Here is a 15,958-nt window from a genome sequence, read left to right as displayed (position 1 = left end):
CGTGCGACGCATAGACGATAAACAAAGCTTCCCGGGCATGTTGACTTCACCCGGGAATTTAAGAATTAATTAACTAACCATAAATACTGACTAATTTTGCTTGGTTCAACCGCTCAAAAGCACGTTTAGCCGGTACAAAATTAGGATATTGAGTCACTAAACGTTGTAAAATCATACGCGATAAAATTTCATCTCCCTGATTCCACTCATTTAATGCTTGCAGATACATAAAATCTGCATTTTGCTCCATAATTAATGGAGCTTTACTCATAAACACGGGCTCAATAAAGCTTACACGGGCTTGATTTTGTGCTTCCATCCTTTGTAAAACTTTACGCGCTTGTACGCTACCATTATCGCTCGCCTGTTGTAATAACTCCTTACCCTTAACAAGAGAGCGCTCCCCAGCTGTACCTTCCAAATAATAAGTACCTAACTGATATTGCGCATAAGCATTTTGACGTGCAGCCAGTTTTTCATAAAAGCTTGCAGCCATTTTGGGGTTTTTATCAACACCCACACCATAATGATACATTCTTGCTAAAGCCAACATCGCTTTCTCATTCCCTTTATCTGCAGATTGTTGGTAATAGTTAATTGCGTCATTAAAATCAAGTTTGGTAATAACTCCTGTTTCTGATAACAATCCTAATTGATAAAGAGCATTGTCATTTCCTAAAGCCGCTGCTTTTTTATACCAGGATAAAGCTTGTTGTGTATCACGGGATTGTCCAAGGCCATTGAAATAAATTGCGCCTAATTGATTCATTGCCTCATGAACTTGGTGAGTAGATGCTTCAACAAACAAATCTCTAGCTTTTTGATAGTTGACTGGCGTTCCTTTACCGTATAAGTACATTAATGCCAAATCATATATCCCTAAAGCATCTCCTTTCGCAGCAGCTTGTTCATAAGCTTTGAATGCCTGGGCATAATTATCATTGACTGTTTCATCAATAAAACCTAAAGCAACCGAAGCTTCTGGTAGGACAGAAGCAGCCTTCTCATACCATTGCTTAGCCAAATTATAATCGGGCTCGCCATTCTCACCCAATTGATAAAACTGACCTAACAGATACTGAGCAAGAGGATTTCCTTGTTCTGCAGATGCAGTATACCAACGTTGTGCCTCAGCCAGATTAGGTTCGGAACCCAAACCTTTTTCCAGCATAAAAGCCAATTTCAATTGGGCATACTGGTCTCCTTTTTCGGCTAAACCAGAATAAATTTGTTTGGCTTCTTGCATTTTCTCTGGATCAGAATTTTCTGCCAAATAGAAATCAGCCAAAACGATTCCTGCATGACTGTTTCCTAATTTATAGGAGCGTATTAAATTAGGTAAGAAATCTTGTCCATTTTGTTTTTGCAACACGGCCATATTAAAATCAGCATAAGAGAATTTATCATCAACGGATTTCTGCAATTGCTCAATTCCTTTTGTCTTGTCTTGAGCAATACCCTTCCCTTCTGCAGAATAAGTTCCTAAGATAAAATCGCTTACTGAGTTTTGTCCTGCTTGCTGATACCAGGTGATCGCTTGTCCTGGATCCGCTTTAACACCGACACCCCGATCATAGAGTAATCCCAGCAATAATGCGGCATTTTCATCGCCAGAAGCCGCTTGCTCCTTAGCAATAAGAAAAGCTTGCGATTGTCTCGCCTTATCCTGATCCATAGCATCGTAAAATGCGAGTGGCAGTAATGCCTGCGAAATACCTCTATCTGCTGCTCCTTGATACAATTGACGAATCATAGCTATTCTGTGCTTCCTAACATTGACACTTAAACCGCTATCATTTTGACGCGCCAAACTATCTGCAAGCTCATATTCTGCCGGGCCATAATTATTGGCTGCAGCCAGATATAACATGGACATTGCCTGTTCAGGGTTAGGCTGAATATACACTGTGCCATCTGGACCAGTTATTCCCTGAGATAGGATTCTGGCCAAAACATATTGAGATTTTTTGTTTCCTTTAAACGCTGCATCAGTTAAATCATTTAATGCAAGCTGATAATCATTTTTATCCTTTGCATGCTGCAAATATAAAAGTCCTAAATTGTATTCAGCCCCCAAATGTTGCTGCTGTGCCGCATTTTGATAAAAAATAATGGCTGAAGAATCACTTTGTGCTACACCGATTCCATATTGAAACATTTGTCCTATTTGAAACTGCGATTGAGCATCACCTAATATGGCTCTGAAATATAAATGATTAAACATCGACATGTAGTTAAGTTGTGCTTGCCAACCTTGAGTCCACAAATCCATGATGCTGGCTTGGGAATTATCATCATAATCATAATAATTAGCATCTATGTAAGGAGCAGGTAAGTTCAACTGAGCAAATACAGGGGAATTGACCCTTTCCAAAGCAGAGAGCTGCGGGTCTAAAGGATAAAGAGGATAGGTCCATTGATTTGCCTGGAAGCTTGGGATTTTACTCAAGAGTGCATCGTAATAACTGGTAATTGGTACATCATTAGGTTGAACTAATTCAAATTGAGGCTGGAAAATAGACTGTCGCATTATTTTTTTCAGCTGAGGTGCTTGGTTATAAGCAAAATCTCCTAATACTGCAGGATTATGCCAGGCACTAAGTATTCCTTTCATTTGAAAATCGGTTTGTTCCAGTTTATCGGTGGTGCCATTACTTAACCACAATGCTGCTTGCGCTAATGCGGCTTCTTGATTTTTTGCACTTTCATCTTGATTCGCCTGAGCCAACCATTGTTTTGCCAAATTTTGATCCGCATCAACGCCTATTCCTTTTTGATACATTTCGGCTAACTCACGTTTCGCTTTGGGCAATCCATTCTGAGCGGCCTTCAAGGTCCACATAAATGCAGTTTTGGTATCATAAATTGGGCTTTTCTGTTGTAAATAAACGTGAGCCAAGTCTAAATATGCTTCATCACTTGACTGATTACCTGCTTTATTAAACCACTGCAAAGCTTGTTCTTTTTGATTTTGCTCTAAAGCCAATTCCCCTAAAGCCACCATTGCAGGCGCAAAACCTTGCGCTGCAGCTTGATTTAATAATTCCTCACCTTTCTTTTCATCTTTATCAACCAGCTGCCCTTCAAGATAAAGCTCACCCAATCGAGTTATGGCTTGAGTATTGCCATTAGCAACTGCTTTATTTAACCAAATAAGGCCTAATTTACGATTTGATGAATTACGACTATCAATAAAATTCTTTGCTAAGGTAAATTGTGCAAGAGAGTTACCACTTTTTGCCGCATTAATATAATAGCGAGTTGCCGTATCGCTATTTTTCTTTACCCCTACTCCATACATATAAGCGGCTGCCGTAAACATTTGGGCGTCTACATCACCTGCATCGGCTGCTTTTTTAAACCAGACAAAAGCTTGCTCCGGATTCTTATCATGCAATAAAGTGTATTTCGCCATCAGTTGGATTGCAGGAAGATATCCCTTTTGTGCGGATTGAGTAAAATAACGTATTGCTAACAAACTATTTTTTAACTGGCCATATCCATATAGATAAATCCGTCCTAAATAGTAATCAGCGACTGCATTTTTCCCTGATTGAGTCATCAAAGGCTCTATCGCGTTATTATAATTCCCTAATCGATAAGCACTAAAGTCATCAGCAAAAGTATTTTGGCTAGCTGATGCAACGAATAAACATACCCAAGGTACTAGCGATTTCATGAAAATTCTCCCTCTTTGCATGGCAATTTAACCTGATTTTTTATCATTATATTTTCAGATTTATACCCCAGGTATTATGCCATAATGCACTACTTCATTAACGGCCCCATTTCTCGTTGTGCCATCGACTATCCAAAAATTACCTTTATTATTCAAACCAAATTTAACATTAACGTATTCACATACTTTTATCGTATCAGCACAATCAATAATTTTTCCATAGGAAGTTTTACCATCCCCCGCTGTACAAATAAATTTGACTAATGGTTCCCCTGTAGCTAATGCCGCCCATTGTCGACCACCTATAGAATGATTATATCGAGTTGTATACTGACTATTCTCATCACGCATTTGGTACAAGCTGACCGTTTGGGTTGATTTATTAAAGAAGAAATACAAAGATTGCAAAGCACCCTCTTTCCCTGGATAAAGAGATAATACTTTTAAACTTTCCTTATACCCTACCGGCTTACATCCTATAGGAAACCTTGCCTCCTCTTTTTCCGCCTTGGCTTGCGCCTCTTGAGGGTCATTTTTTTTGGGTTTGGCTGCCTCAAGTTGTGCAGACATGAGTCCTAAGAACAGCATCAATGAAATTGAAGTGATTTTATTTATTGTGTTCATTATATTTCTCACTCACTGTCATTTATTGGACGTACAATAACCGTTGTACCCGTAAAATTATTTCGCTCACTTGATAACTCAACAAAGCTTTGATTTAACCATTTAGCATCTTGAGTGAACATCCGCACACATCCATGACTTGCTCTTACTCCAGGAATATCATCTGAACCATGTAATGCAAACCCTTTATGGAAAAACATGCAAAAAGGCATCTTTGCGCCACCTTTGCCTATAGGGAAGACATCGGAGACACATTTTTCATTTTCTTTACTGAAAACCCGATAAATTCCGGTTAAAGTGCGGCAAGAACGATTGGCATCAGGACATCGGTCTCTTCCAGATGAAATCGGTCCCCATTTCACCAGATTACCTTCGGCATCATAAGCACCAAAAGCCAATTTATCCTGATCAACAATAATTTGTTTTTGATGTTCATTCGGAATTTTTAATGGGAACGGTGCCACATCAAAAACGGAGAGATAAGCTAAGTTTTTTGGAACTGCGATAATCTTGCCAGTCCATAAAGGGTTATAGGTCCGATTGACCCTTTGCACAATATCGCGTTGATTCGGATCTGGAAATAAGGTATCCCAGCTTTGCCCCGACTCTACTTTAATACAGTCGTATTGTGGGTATCCACATAATCCAGTGCCATAAAAGTTACCCGCATTCGCAATGGTAACCATGAGCATCATCAATGCAGCTGAAAGTAATTTATACATATGCCCCCCTCTCACCTTACTTTTTATTTTTACATGCAAGATTTGTGCTTAAATATCAATTTATTCTAATTATTATTCGAGCATATCTAAAATAAGTTTAGTACGAATATTAGAGTTTTTGCTAGGGTTATGAATAATATTCCGCGTCATTAATCGATAACTGAGATTCAATAGGGAGATTTTTTGGGGTTTCGAACAGGAATAGAGCCCAGTTTTGCTGCATTGTACCCAGATTACAACCGCTTTATGGCAATATGTTTTCGCCATGAAAAAATTGAAAAATACGCTTTGCTAAATGCTCACTAATTCCTGAAACTTTGGCAATCTCTTCTAATGGAGCTTTAGCAAGCTCTCGTATCCCACCAAAACGATGCAGTAATGCTTGTCTTCGTTTGGCTCCAACTCCTTCTATATCCTCAAGCGTTGATTCCAATCTCTTTTTTTGTCTTTTTTTACGATGGGCCGTAATAGCAAAGCGGTGGGCTTCGTCACGAATATGTTGTAACAAATGCAAGGCTTTTGAGTCATCAGGTAACGTCCATTCTTTTGCTTCGTGCACTAAAATCAATTTTTCCCATCCCGCTTTCCGTGAGGGTCCTTTAGCCACTCCCAACAAGGTAACCGTTGAAACACCTAAGGACGTAAGAACTCTCTGGGCCACCGCGACTTGTCCCTTGCCTCCGTCAATAATTAATACATCGGGTAAAGATTGAGCTTCCACTAAACGCTTAAAGCGACGGGTAATTGCCTGTTCCATTGCGGCATAATCATCTCCTGGAGTAATACCTTCGATATTAAAGCGTCGATAGTCATTAGGACTAGGACCTTCATGATCAAACACAACACAGGATGCAACAGTCGCTTCACCTTGAGTGTGACTAATATCAAAACATTCCATGCGTTCAATGGGTTTACTTAGACCCAAAAGCCGCTCCAACTCTAGGAAACGAGATTTCATTGTGGAATGTTTCGTAACATATTCGGCTACTGAAACACGTAAATTATTTCGTGCAAAATCCATCCAGCGGGACTTAATTCCGCGAGGATTCACTTGAATTTTACACAATTTCCCACGCTGTTGTGATAATGCTTCTTCTAAAGACTGGTGATCCACCAAATTCTGATTCGTAATGATTAAAGCAGGAATCTTCTCTGGGGCGTCTAAATAATAAAATCCAATAAATGCATCAAAAGTTTGTTGCCACAAATCGTCCATGTCGAGTTCATCTTCTAGACCTTTTTGAGGGACTGATGGAAAATAGCTACGACTTGCCAATACTTGACCTTCACGAATGGTCACACATTGGACGCATGCAAAACCAGGGCTAAGTTCAATTGCAATAGCATCTGCATCCCCACGTAATTGCAAAACCCCCTGTTGTTCTTGCACCAATCGCAAACTTTTAATTTGATCGCGCAAAAGTGCTGCTTCTTCAAAATTTAATTCGTTTACAGCTTTATCCATTCGCTTAGCAAGCTCATCAAGAATTAATTGAGATTTACCCTGTAAAAATCGCATAGCGTCCTGCACTGATCGTTTGTAATCTTCAGGTGTTATAAAATTGACACAGGGTGCAGTACATCTTTTAATTTGGTACTGCAAGCAAGGTCTTGATCGTGCATTGAAATAACTGTCTCGACAATTCCGGACTTTAAAGACTTTTTGAATAGTGACTATGGTTTCTTTTACCGCGGCACTACTGGGATAAGGACCAAAAAAATCACCTGAAAGAGGTTTTTTTTTAGAACGATAGCTTTCTATACGCGGAAAGTCAGGATGATTGGATAGATGAATGTATGGATAAGATTTATCATCACGTAATAAAACATTGTATTTGGGTTTTAATGTTTTAATCAGATTGCTTTCCAATAATAAAGCTTCTGTTTCGCTACGCGTAACGGAAATTTCTATAGAAACGATTTGATTCACCAAAGAACGGGTTTTAATCCCTGTATTTTGTTTGTTGAAATAGCTTGTAACCCGCTTTTTCAGATTGGAAGCCTTACCTACGTAAAGAAGATGACCCGCTTCATCAAGCATTCGATAAACTCCGGGCTCATTAGGTAACTTTGTCAGAAACAACGCTAATTCTGTAGAAATATTCATGTAATAATAGCAATAATTTTGGTTTAAAAAGTATTATAGGTGCAGTGCTGCTGCACCTGCTCCTTACTCAAAATAAAAATTTTTGGAGGAAAGTCAGACGCTGCACCCAGGCTACACTAGGGCCTTTAATCTTCTGACGTCAAGTCGATGGGATTTTCTATAATTCCATGTTTGAGTGCTAAATAAGTAAGCTCCACATCATTTTTAATACCTAATTTTTCAAATGTTCGATAACGGTAGCCATTAATTGTCTTGGTGCTAAGGAAAAGTCTATCACTAATTTCTTGCACATTCATGCCACTGGTAATCATCAACATCACTTGCATTTCACGTTCAGATAATACATCAAAGGGTGAACCTTGTACTTCTTCTAAGCTATTAATCGCAACTTTCTGAGCAATTTCAGCACTAAGGTATTTTTCTCCTTTGGCAACTTTACGTATTGCAGCAGCCATTTCTTCGGCACCCGATTCTTTCGTCAGATACCCCATAGCGCCTAATTGCAAAACACGAGTAGGTAACAGATCGGAACACATCGCGGTTACAGCTATAACCTTAATATGTGGATTGGATTTTTTTAGACGACGTGTTACTTCCCAGCCATCAATCCCAGGCATTTTCATATCTAAAAGGACCACGTCAGGTGAATGTTTTTTTACCAATGCCAAAGCTTCTTCACCGCTTTCTGCATCAGCGACTACCTCTACATCCGACATATCTTCGAGTAATCGTCGAATACCCATTCGAACCAATGCATGGTCATCAACAATTAGTACTTTAATCAAATAATGCTCCTTGACCTTAAAGCCAATGAACAAACTAGGTTGCTCGATGTTAACAAGACTAGCTGTTCATTACAATACATAGATTAACATGCTCTAATATGGATATTAGGGTTATCTGGATCCACTTTGAAAAAAGGTGGAAACTCACCTAGTTCTCGAGTTCGAGCTAGAAGTTTACCTATGTCTGATAAAACAAAATCGTACAAAACCTGATAATCATTAATTACAAAATAAACGGGTTGTAACATATCGATGCGATAGGGCATCCGAAATGCAGCTACTGGTTCAAAAACCACTCTAAGCGGAATATCACTTTCGACGCTATAGACTGTTTCACTGATAGAAGACAGTATTCCACCGCCATAAGCTCGCAATCCCTGTGCGCTTCTCACTAAACCAAACTCCACAGTAAACCAAAACAATCGTTGGAGTAAGGGCCAATCTGATTCAGGGAAGGTTAATACTTTTTGGGCATAGTCATAAACAAACTCTGCATAAACCTTATCCGTCAACATGGGACAATGGCCAAAGACTTCATGAAAGATATCAGGCTCTTTAACATAATCCAACTCTTCTTCATTTCGAATAAAAGTAGCTACAGGAAAATGTTTGGTGGCCAACAATTCAAAAAATTCTCGAGCGGAAATTAATGCCGGGACTCCAGATACTTGCCAACCAGTTTCAGCTTTAAGCCTTTGATTTAGATCGGGAATCTGTGGAATTTTTTCAGATTTTATCGCTAAAGTTTTTAATCCAGTTATGAATTCATCACAAGCTCTTCCTGGTATTAATTTTATTTGTCTTTCAAATAAAATACTCCAGATTTTATTTTCTTCGGCAGAATAATTAACAAACCCTTGAGCGTCAGGAATATGCGCTACATAACGGCTTGAAAATTCCATAATTTCTCCTTTACATACAAATGATCGTACAAATTAATCGCAAACTAGTATTTATCTTAAAAAAAACCACCTTTTCTAGTTATTAGGCAATTTCAGAATAAATGTCAATAACTATTACAGATTTTTCAAATTATGCTATAAAATCAAGCTAATATGATCTTCGGAAATAAACAATGACGGCAGCCATTTTAGCAACCGGTGATGAAATTGTTCATGGTGATACCCTAAATACCAATGGTCGCGACATCGCTCATGCCTTAAGCTCTGAAGGTTTATCTTTAGGCCTGCACCTTTCTTGCAGTGACAAAAAAGTTGATATTATCAATTGCTTGCAGTTCTTAACCAAAAAGCATGACATTATCATTATCATTGGCGGACTAGGACCTACCACAGATGACCTCACTCGTTTTGCCTTATCTCAATTTACAGGCGAAGCATTGGTACAACATGCAGAAGCTCTTGAGCACATAAAAACGCGCTTACGAGATGCAAAGCTAATCCTCAATGCAGGGAATTTACAACAATGCCTTTTTCCTGAACAAGCCCAACTTTTACCCAATCCTGTGGGAAGCGCTTTAGGGTGCTATTATCAGTGGAATAATAAAATCTTTTTTTTATTACCTGGTCCACCCCGTGAATGTTTGCCAATGTTTAATAATTACGCACTGCCTATCTTGCAGCAAACTACCCACAGCCACAAACAAATACTCAAGTGGCGAATTTTTGGCTTGGCAGAAAGTGAAATAGCCCAAAAATTAGAAGATGCGCTTGAAAGTATTGATTGTCATACAGGCTATCGATTGGAATCACCTTATATAGAATTTAAGGTGCGTTGTACTCCCAATTTGATGCATAAAGTAAAGGACATAGTCGATCCAATCCTAGAACCACACATTATTAGCTCTGTAGAGAAAAAAGCGTCAGAACACTTACGTGAATTAATTGCCAGTATTAATGAACCAATAACTATAATTGATGAAGCAACGGGGGGATTATTGCAATTATTGCTAACCAGGCCCAATACACATCATTTATTACATTTTAGTGATTTACATCAAAATAAGCTGTATTTTCATATCAGTGGCCTAGCAGAATATTGGCAGCAACAACCCACAAACGGGACAACACAAGTAATCATTGACTACAGCAATCACTCTCAAGAAGGACGTGAAACCCATAGCATCCCCTATCGGAGTGTTTCAGTAGTTGAACATGCTGCAGAATGGCTATGCTTCAGACTCTTTCATCTCATCAATCAGCTGCATCAATGAATAGCATAATTGTTGTGTTCCTTCACCACTGATTGCAGAAATGGCAAATACCTTATCTTCCCAGCCCAGGCCCTTTACTATGGTCTGTATTCTTTCTTCACGACTCTCAGCATCGGGTAACATATCTATTTTGTTCAACACCAGCCATCGAGGTTTTTGCAACAGTTCAGGATTGTATTCCGCTAATTCATGAATAATTGCTTTAGCTGAGGCAACCGGATCACTGTCGTCTAATGGAGCGACATCAATTACATGGAGTAACACACAGGTACGTGAAAGATGTTTTAAAAACCGATGCCCAAGCCCAGCACCAGTAGAGGCCCCTTCAATGAGACCTGGAATATCAGCCATCACAAAGCTTTTGTGTGAAGAAACACTCACCACACCTAGACCTGGATGCAACGTAGTAAAAGGATAATCCGCTACTTTTGCTTTTGAACTGGATACTGCGCGGATTAAAGTAGATTTTCCGGCATTAGGCAATCCTAATAAACCCACATCAGCCAAAACACGCAACTCCATACGTAAATGCCGTGATTCGCCTGGACTTCCTGGACTCGTTTGCCTTGGAGAACGATTTACACTACTTTTATAGCGTGTATTTCCTAAACCATGAAATCCACCTTGAGCAATCAATACGGGTACGCCTGGTTCTTTAATATCACCCAACAACTCTCCAGTATCTACATCATAAATCATAGTGCCGACAGGGACTTTTATCGTTAAATCATCACCTTTTTTTCCGGTACAATTTCCTCCCATGCCATGCTGGCCATTACCTGCTTTATAATGACGCATATAACGGAAATCAATCAGGGTATTTAAATCCGTACTGGCTTCAAAATACACGCTGCCGCCATCACCACCATCACCGCCATCAGGACCACCACGGGGTATGAATTTTTCGCGTCTGAAGCTTAGACAACCATTTCCACCATTGCCCGCATCTACTTTTATTACTGCTTCATCAACGAATTTCATGACCAACCTCAAAATAAAAAAAAACCCCGTTGCCGGGGTCAAATAGCGACATTGCATTTGGGTATAACATGTATCCTGAATTAAGTACAATCATATTCCGGAATACGTTATAAACACCAAAGCCGCTCTGAGCGGCATAATGGTTTCCTGTACGAATTAGTTTGCAGCTTCTTCTTTTTCTTCTGCAACTATAGTTACGTACTTACGATTTTTGTCACCCTTAACAACAAATTGAACCAAACCTTCAACTAGGGCAAACAAGGTATGATCACGACCACAACCTACGCCAGGTCCTGGATGGAAACGTGTACCACGTTGTCTTACAATTATTTCACCCGCATTAACAAATTGACCGCCATAACGCTTAACACCAAGATACTTGGGATTCGAGTCGCGGCCGTTACGAGTACTACCACCTGCTTTCTTATGAGCCATTTCTATCCTCTCTTACTTGCTTATCGCAGTAATTTTAACTTGCGAATAATATTGTCTGTGCCCCATTTGCTTTCTGTGGTGCTTACGACGACGAAACTTGATAATTTTAACTTTCTTGTGACGACCATGATCAAGCACTTCAGCTTTCACTATTGCCTTGGCAACTAATGGTGTACCACAAACGATTTTATCACCATCAGCTAACATTAACACTTCTTCAAATTGTATTTCATTGCCAACATCTTCAGGCAGTAATTCAATTTTTAACACATCACCTTCCTTCACGGTGTATTGCTTACCGCCAGTTTTGATTACCGCATACATAATATTTCTCCAATTCGCCTGATTGGCTATCACAAATTCAATAAAGTCGCATATTCTATGAAATTATGACTATGACTTCAAGTTCATTTTAAAATATTGTATACTTCGCCACCCTTTCCGGATATTTTAATTCATTATCCGGTGTTTAATCTGGTCGCGGATTAAATTTTAAAGGAACCGTATCGATTCATCACATCTAATCTTGGCAAAAGCCATATTTGAATGAATGTGCTGAATAGTTACCAAAAACTTATAAAAATTTTTGGAGTATATAATGTCAAACATCCTTTTAGAAGCACAAGCAAGAACGGATATGGGGAAAGGTGCGAGCCGCCGCCTACGTCGTCTTGAAAATAAAGTACCTGCTGTAATTTACGGTGGGGATAAAAAGCCAATGTCAATTCATTTTCAACATAACAAAGTAGTTAAAGCACTAGAAACAGAAAGTATCTATTCAAGTGTTTTTGATATTACAGTTGATGGTAAAGTTGAACATGTTATTTTAAAAGCGTTACAACGTCATCCCTACAAACCTGTTGTAATGCATATGGATTTACAACGCGTTTCTAAAACTGACATTCTGATTAAATTAGTACCCATCCACTTTATCAATGAAGAGAAAGCTCCAGGTATTAAAGCAGGTGGTATCATTAACCACACCATGACTCAAGTAGAAGTTCGTTGCCAAGCAAAAGATCTTCCTGAGTTTATTTCAGTAGATATGTCAGAAGTTAAAATGGACGATGTTGTTCATTTATCTCATTTAAAATTACCTAAAGGGGTACAACTGACTGTTGATGTTACTGATGGAAGTCATGACGCACCTGTTGTTAGCATTCATATGCCCAGAGGAAACGTAACAGAAGAGGAAGAAGCTGAAGCAACCGAAGTTCCAGCCTCTGCTGTACCCACTGTTAACGCTGAGAAAAATGAAGAGTAATCTTCAAGTTTGATTGAAAAATGTAAAACGTAGCCTGGGTAATGCGACAGCAGAGCCCGGGAAATTTGTGTAAACTTAACCCGGGTACAGCAGTACTTTACCCAGGCTACATAAGCTCCAAAATTACGACCCCTATCAAAGAGCTATATCATGGCTATAAAACTTATCATTGGTTTGCGTAACCCCGGTTCAGCCTATGAACATACGCGTCATAATGCCGGTGGATGGTTAGTCTCTGCCTTAGCTCAGCGACATAGTGTCTTTTTCAAATTGGAAAAAAAAATGCAAGCCGAACTGGCTGATTTGGAATTAAATCAGCATGCAGGTAAATTGGTTTTGCCCATATCTTTTATGAATCACAGCGGTCAGCCTACCCGACTCATTAGTCAATTTTATAGAATTCAACCTGAAGAAATACTGGTTATACATGATGAATTGGATTTACCTCCAGGACGAATTAAACTTAAAACAGGTGGCGGTCATGGCGGTCATAATGGCTTAAGAGATATAATTGCCCAACTAGGTAGCCCAGAATTTCATCGCTTACGAATTGGAATCGGTCATCCTGGTCATAGAGATTTAGTTCATCAATTTGTGCTCGGTAAACCCTCAGCACAAGACAGACAATTAATTTATGATGCAATTGATAGAGGCATCGCGGTAATGCCTTTAGTCTTATCTGGTGATTTAGCTAGAGCAATGAATCAATTGAACGTTTAGATCCTGTTTCTCTGCAAGTTATTAATCCCAATCGATTTGAATAAGTTGGCAGAGTAGCAGTTAGTTTAGTTTAAGGTGCGTTCGGTATAAAAGATAATTTATTCTTTTCTATCGAACTAAATTATTTAGAATGGATCCCATATTAAGTGCGTCACATTTTTTTATGGGATAACGTTCGTTTAACGACATAAAAAGAAGAACATTATTTTTTACTTTTTATGCCGAAATTCACGTTAGTTTTAACATTTAGAGGTATTACTCATGGGATTTAAATGCGGCATAGTGGGCTTGCCCAATGTTGGTAAATCAACTCTGTTCAATGCGCTCACCAAAGCAGGTATTGAAGCAGCAAACTATCCTTTCTGCACTATTGAACCCAATGTAGGCATAGTTACTGTTCCCGATCCCCGTCTTGATGCTTTGAGCGAAATAGTAAAACCACAGCAAGTGCTCCCAGCCACCATGCAATTTGTTGATATCGCAGGGATTGTAAAAGGAGCATCCAAGGGCGAAGGTTTAGGGAATCAGTTTTTGGCTAATATTCGCGAAACCGATGCCATTGCTCATGTAGTCCGTTGCTTTGAAAATACTGATGTAGTGCATGTAGAAGGTCATGTAAATCCACTAAGTGATATCGAAGTAATTAATACAGAACTGGCCTTAGCAGACATGGAAACTCTTGAAAAAGCCATTCTCAAAGCTGGAAAAAATAGTCGTAGCGGTAATAAAGAAGCAATTTTTGAAATGAAAACCTTGGAAAAAATCAAGGCTCACCTTGATGAAGGGTTTCCTGTCCGTACTCTTGAATTAAGTACTGAAGAAGAACCTCTTGTACGCCGCCTGTTTCTACTCACCGCCAAACCAGTGCTCTATATTGCGAATGTCGATGACAATGGTTATGAAAATAATCCATTATTGGACAAAGTTCGTGACTTAGCCTTACAAGAAAAAGCCAGTATTGTTGCTCTATGTGCAGCAACAGAAGCGGAATTAGTCGAGTTGGATGAAGCGGATCGCCAAGAATTCATGGAAGATTTAGGATTAAATGAACCTGGATTACATCGAGTAATTCGTGCAGGTTATGAATTGTTAGGATTACAAACCTATTTCACAGCAGGAGTAAAAGAAGTAAGAGCCTGGACCATTCCTAAAGGAGCTACCGCACCGCAAGCAGCAGGTGTTATCCACACTGATTTTGAAAAAGGATTCATCCGCGCAGAAGTCATAGCATACGATGCATTTATCGCATGTAAAGGCGAACAAGGTGCTAAAGAAGCCGGAAAGTTACGTCTAGAGGGCAAAGATTATATCGTTTGTGACGGGGACGTAATGCATTTCCGATTTAATGTATAAGTTCAAGTTAAACCCCGAGTTTTACTTGACAATTTGTATGTGCAAACCTTAGCATTTGTTGATTGAATCGTAGAGGACAAACAATGGCGATTGACAGTATACGCGCGCTAATTAGTGACGATTTTAATGCAGTTAATACCTTAATTGTTAATAAAATTGAATCGCAAATTGGCTTAATTGATGATATGTCCCACCATATAATACAAAGTGGCGGCAAAAGACTACGGCCATTGTTGGTTCTTTTAGCAAGTAATGCATGTGGTTACCAAGGTAAAGAGCACATTACGCTGGCTGCGATGGTTGAATTTTTCCACACAGCCACTTTACTTCATGATGACGTCATTGACGAATCTACATTGAGAAGAGGACGTCAAACAGCAAACGATATCTGGGGCAGCAAAGCAAGTATTCTGGTTGGTGATTATCTCTTTACCCAATCGATTGAACTTATTGTTGATTCCGGTAATACAGAAGTACTCAAACTCTTTGCTAAAACGGCACTCGAGATCAGCTGTGGGGAAGTAAAACAACTATCCAATCGGCATAATCCTGCATTAACCTTTGAAGAATATTTTGATGTAATTCGTGCAAAGACGGCTCTTTTATTTGCAGCTGCTGCCTGTATCGGCCCCATGATCAGCAACGCGTCTAAAGAACTACAAGACAGCCTCTATGCTTATGGCCTGCATCTAGGAAATGCCTTCCAACTTATAGATGATGCTCTAGATTATTGTTCTGATGCCAAAACTATAGGCAAAAACATAGGAGATGACTTAGCTGATGGGAAAGCTACGTTACCTTTAATTCACGCATTGCAACATGGAACTGAACTGCAGAAACAGCAAATCATGAGCAGTCTGAAACAAGGAAGCCTGGATTTCTTACCTGAAATTCTTATCGCCCTGGAAGAAACAAAAGCAATAGAATATACCAAAAACATAGCAGCACAAGAAATCGACAAAGCATTATCCTCTTTAGTGACATTACCCGATTCAAAATATAAAGAAGCGCTTATCAATTTGGCACATTTTGCTTTGCAAAGAAGCTATTAATTTGTTCAGTATAAAGTAGTCTGCGCAAAACCTGGGATGTCAAAGCCAGAAATTTATCAATAC

General features: G+C 39.2%; 14 protein-coding genes. 5 read left to right on the top strand and 9 right to left on the bottom strand.

Annotated elements, in window-relative coordinates; all coding sequences use genetic code 11:
• Positions 1-73 precede the first annotated feature (73 nt).
• From ACWTEW_RS01555 to phhA, 6 genes are all read right to left on the bottom strand, one after another.
• Positions 74-3,679: an SEL1-like repeat protein gene (locus tag ACWTEW_RS01555; protein WP_454783488.1), complete on the bottom strand. Its 3,606-nt coding sequence runs from the start codon at positions 3,677-3,679 to the stop codon at positions 74-76.
• 60 nt (positions 3,680-3,739) lie between these two features.
• The gene (locus ACWTEW_RS01550) at positions 3,740-4,303 is read right to left on the bottom strand and encodes an endopeptidase IV (RefSeq protein WP_454783487.1); all 564 of its coding nucleotides are present in this window, start codon (positions 4,301-4,303) and stop codon (positions 3,740-3,742) included.
• An 8-nt stretch (positions 4,304-4,311) separates the two neighbouring features.
• Entirely contained in the window at positions 4,312-5,025 is a 714-nt protein-coding gene (locus ACWTEW_RS01545; RefSeq protein ID WP_454783486.1) for a L,D-transpeptidase, read from the bottom strand.
• 244 nt (positions 5,026-5,269) lie between these two features.
• The gene (gene uvrC / locus ACWTEW_RS01540) at positions 5,270-7,132 is read right to left on the bottom strand and encodes an excinuclease ABC subunit UvrC (RefSeq protein ID WP_454783485.1); all 1,863 of its coding nucleotides are present in this window, start codon (positions 7,130-7,132) and stop codon (positions 5,270-5,272) included.
• Positions 7,133-7,257: 125 nt separating this feature from the next.
• Positions 7,258-7,917: a two-component system response regulator LetA gene (gene letA / locus ACWTEW_RS01535; RefSeq protein ID WP_454783484.1), complete on the bottom strand. Its 660-nt coding sequence runs from the start codon at positions 7,915-7,917 to the stop codon at positions 7,258-7,260.
• Between the two features lie 83 nt (positions 7,918-8,000).
• On the bottom strand, positions 8,001-8,819 hold the full coding sequence (gene phhA / locus ACWTEW_RS01530) for a phenylalanine 4-monooxygenase (RefSeq protein ID WP_454783483.1): 819 nt from the start codon (positions 8,817-8,819) through the stop codon (positions 8,001-8,003).
• Between the two features lie 173 nt (positions 8,820-8,992).
• Here phhA and ACWTEW_RS01525 point away from each other — a divergent pair, with 173 nt between their 5' ends.
• Positions 8,993-10,090: a competence/damage-inducible protein A gene (locus ACWTEW_RS01525; RefSeq protein ID WP_454783482.1), complete on the top strand. Its 1,098-nt coding sequence runs from the start codon at positions 8,993-8,995 to the stop codon at positions 10,088-10,090.
• Here the strand turns inward: ACWTEW_RS01525 and cgtA are convergent.
• The 3 genes from cgtA to rplU all read right to left on the bottom strand — a co-directional run bounded on the left by cgtA (position 10,046) and on the right by rplU (position 11,830).
• Positions 10,046-11,071, bottom strand: a complete 1,026-nt coding sequence (gene cgtA / locus ACWTEW_RS01520) for an Obg family GTPase CgtA (protein WP_454783481.1) — start codon at positions 11,069-11,071, stop codon at positions 10,046-10,048. The genes ACWTEW_RS01525 and cgtA overlap by 45 nt on opposite strands.
• Positions 11,072-11,227: 156 nt before the next feature.
• Positions 11,228-11,506 (bottom strand): 50S ribosomal protein L27, encoded by a 279-nt coding sequence (gene rpmA, locus ACWTEW_RS01515; RefSeq protein WP_454783480.1) that lies wholly within the window; start codon positions 11,504-11,506, stop codon positions 11,228-11,230.
• 12 nt (positions 11,507-11,518) lie between these two features.
• Positions 11,519-11,830, bottom strand: coding sequence for a 50S ribosomal protein L21 (gene rplU, locus ACWTEW_RS01510; protein WP_454783479.1), 312 nt, complete (start codon positions 11,828-11,830; stop codon positions 11,519-11,521).
• A 274-nt stretch (positions 11,831-12,104) separates the two neighbouring features.
• Between rplU and ACWTEW_RS01505 the strand changes: the two genes are divergently transcribed.
• From ACWTEW_RS01505 to ACWTEW_RS01490, 4 genes are all read left to right on the top strand, one after another.
• A complete protein-coding gene (locus ACWTEW_RS01505; protein ID WP_454783478.1) occupies positions 12,105-12,770 on the top strand; it encodes a 50S ribosomal protein L25/general stress protein Ctc in 666 nt (221 codons plus the stop codon).
• A gap of 150 nt (positions 12,771-12,920) precedes the next feature.
• Positions 12,921-13,490 carry an aminoacyl-tRNA hydrolase gene (gene pth / locus ACWTEW_RS01500; RefSeq protein ID WP_454783477.1) on the top strand — a complete coding sequence of 190 codons (570 nt, stop codon included), beginning with the start codon at positions 12,921-12,923 and terminating at the stop codon, positions 13,488-13,490.
• Between the two features lie 261 nt (positions 13,491-13,751).
• On the top strand, positions 13,752-14,843 hold the full coding sequence (gene ychF / locus ACWTEW_RS01495; protein WP_454783476.1) for a redox-regulated ATPase YchF: 1,092 nt from the start codon (positions 13,752-13,754) through the stop codon (positions 14,841-14,843).
• 83 nt (positions 14,844-14,926) lie between these two features.
• Entirely contained in the window at positions 14,927-15,895 is a 969-nt protein-coding gene (locus ACWTEW_RS01490) for a polyprenyl synthetase family protein (protein WP_454783475.1), read from the top strand.
• Positions 15,896-15,958 lie beyond the last annotated feature (63 nt).

This window comes from Legionella stuttgartensis (genome assembly GCF_977063405.2).
This window is presented reverse-complemented; position numbering and strand designations above follow the sequence as displayed.

Excerpts from the sequence above, each read along its gene's own strand:
- ACWTEW_RS01555 (WP_454783488.1), bottom strand. The coding sequence starts at position 3,679 with ATGAAATCGCTAGTACCTTGGGTATGTTTATTCGTTGCATCAGCTAGC.
- ACWTEW_RS01550 (WP_454783487.1), bottom strand. The coding sequence starts at position 4,303 with ATGAACACAATAAATAAAATCACTTCAATTTCATTGATGCTGTTCTTA.
- ACWTEW_RS01545 (WP_454783486.1), bottom strand. The coding sequence starts at position 5,025 with ATGTATAAATTACTTTCAGCTGCATTGATGATGCTCATGGTTACCATT.
- uvrC (WP_454783485.1), bottom strand. The coding sequence starts at position 7,132 with ATGAATATTTCTACAGAATTAGCGTTGTTTCTGACAAAGTTACCTAAT.
- phhA (WP_454783483.1), bottom strand. The coding sequence starts at position 8,819 with ATGGAATTTTCAAGCCGTTATGTAGCGCATATTCCTGACGCTCAAGGG.
- ACWTEW_RS01525 (WP_454783482.1), top strand. The coding sequence starts at position 8,993 with ATGACGGCAGCCATTTTAGCAACCGGTGATGAAATTGTTCATGGTGAT.
- cgtA (WP_454783481.1), bottom strand. The coding sequence starts at position 11,071 with ATGAAATTCGTTGATGAAGCAGTAATAAAAGTAGATGCGGGCAATGGT.
- rpmA (WP_454783480.1), bottom strand. The coding sequence starts at position 11,506 with ATGGCTCATAAGAAAGCAGGTGGTAGTACTCGTAACGGCCGCGACTCG.
- rplU (WP_454783479.1), bottom strand. The coding sequence starts at position 11,830 with ATGTATGCGGTAATCAAAACTGGCGGTAAGCAATACACCGTGAAGGAA.
- ACWTEW_RS01505 (WP_454783478.1), top strand. The coding sequence starts at position 12,105 with ATGTCAAACATCCTTTTAGAAGCACAAGCAAGAACGGATATGGGGAAA.
- pth (WP_454783477.1), top strand. The coding sequence starts at position 12,921 with ATGGCTATAAAACTTATCATTGGTTTGCGTAACCCCGGTTCAGCCTAT.
- ychF (WP_454783476.1), top strand. The coding sequence starts at position 13,752 with ATGGGATTTAAATGCGGCATAGTGGGCTTGCCCAATGTTGGTAAATCA.
- ACWTEW_RS01490 (WP_454783475.1), top strand. The coding sequence starts at position 14,927 with ATGGCGATTGACAGTATACGCGCGCTAATTAGTGACGATTTTAATGCA.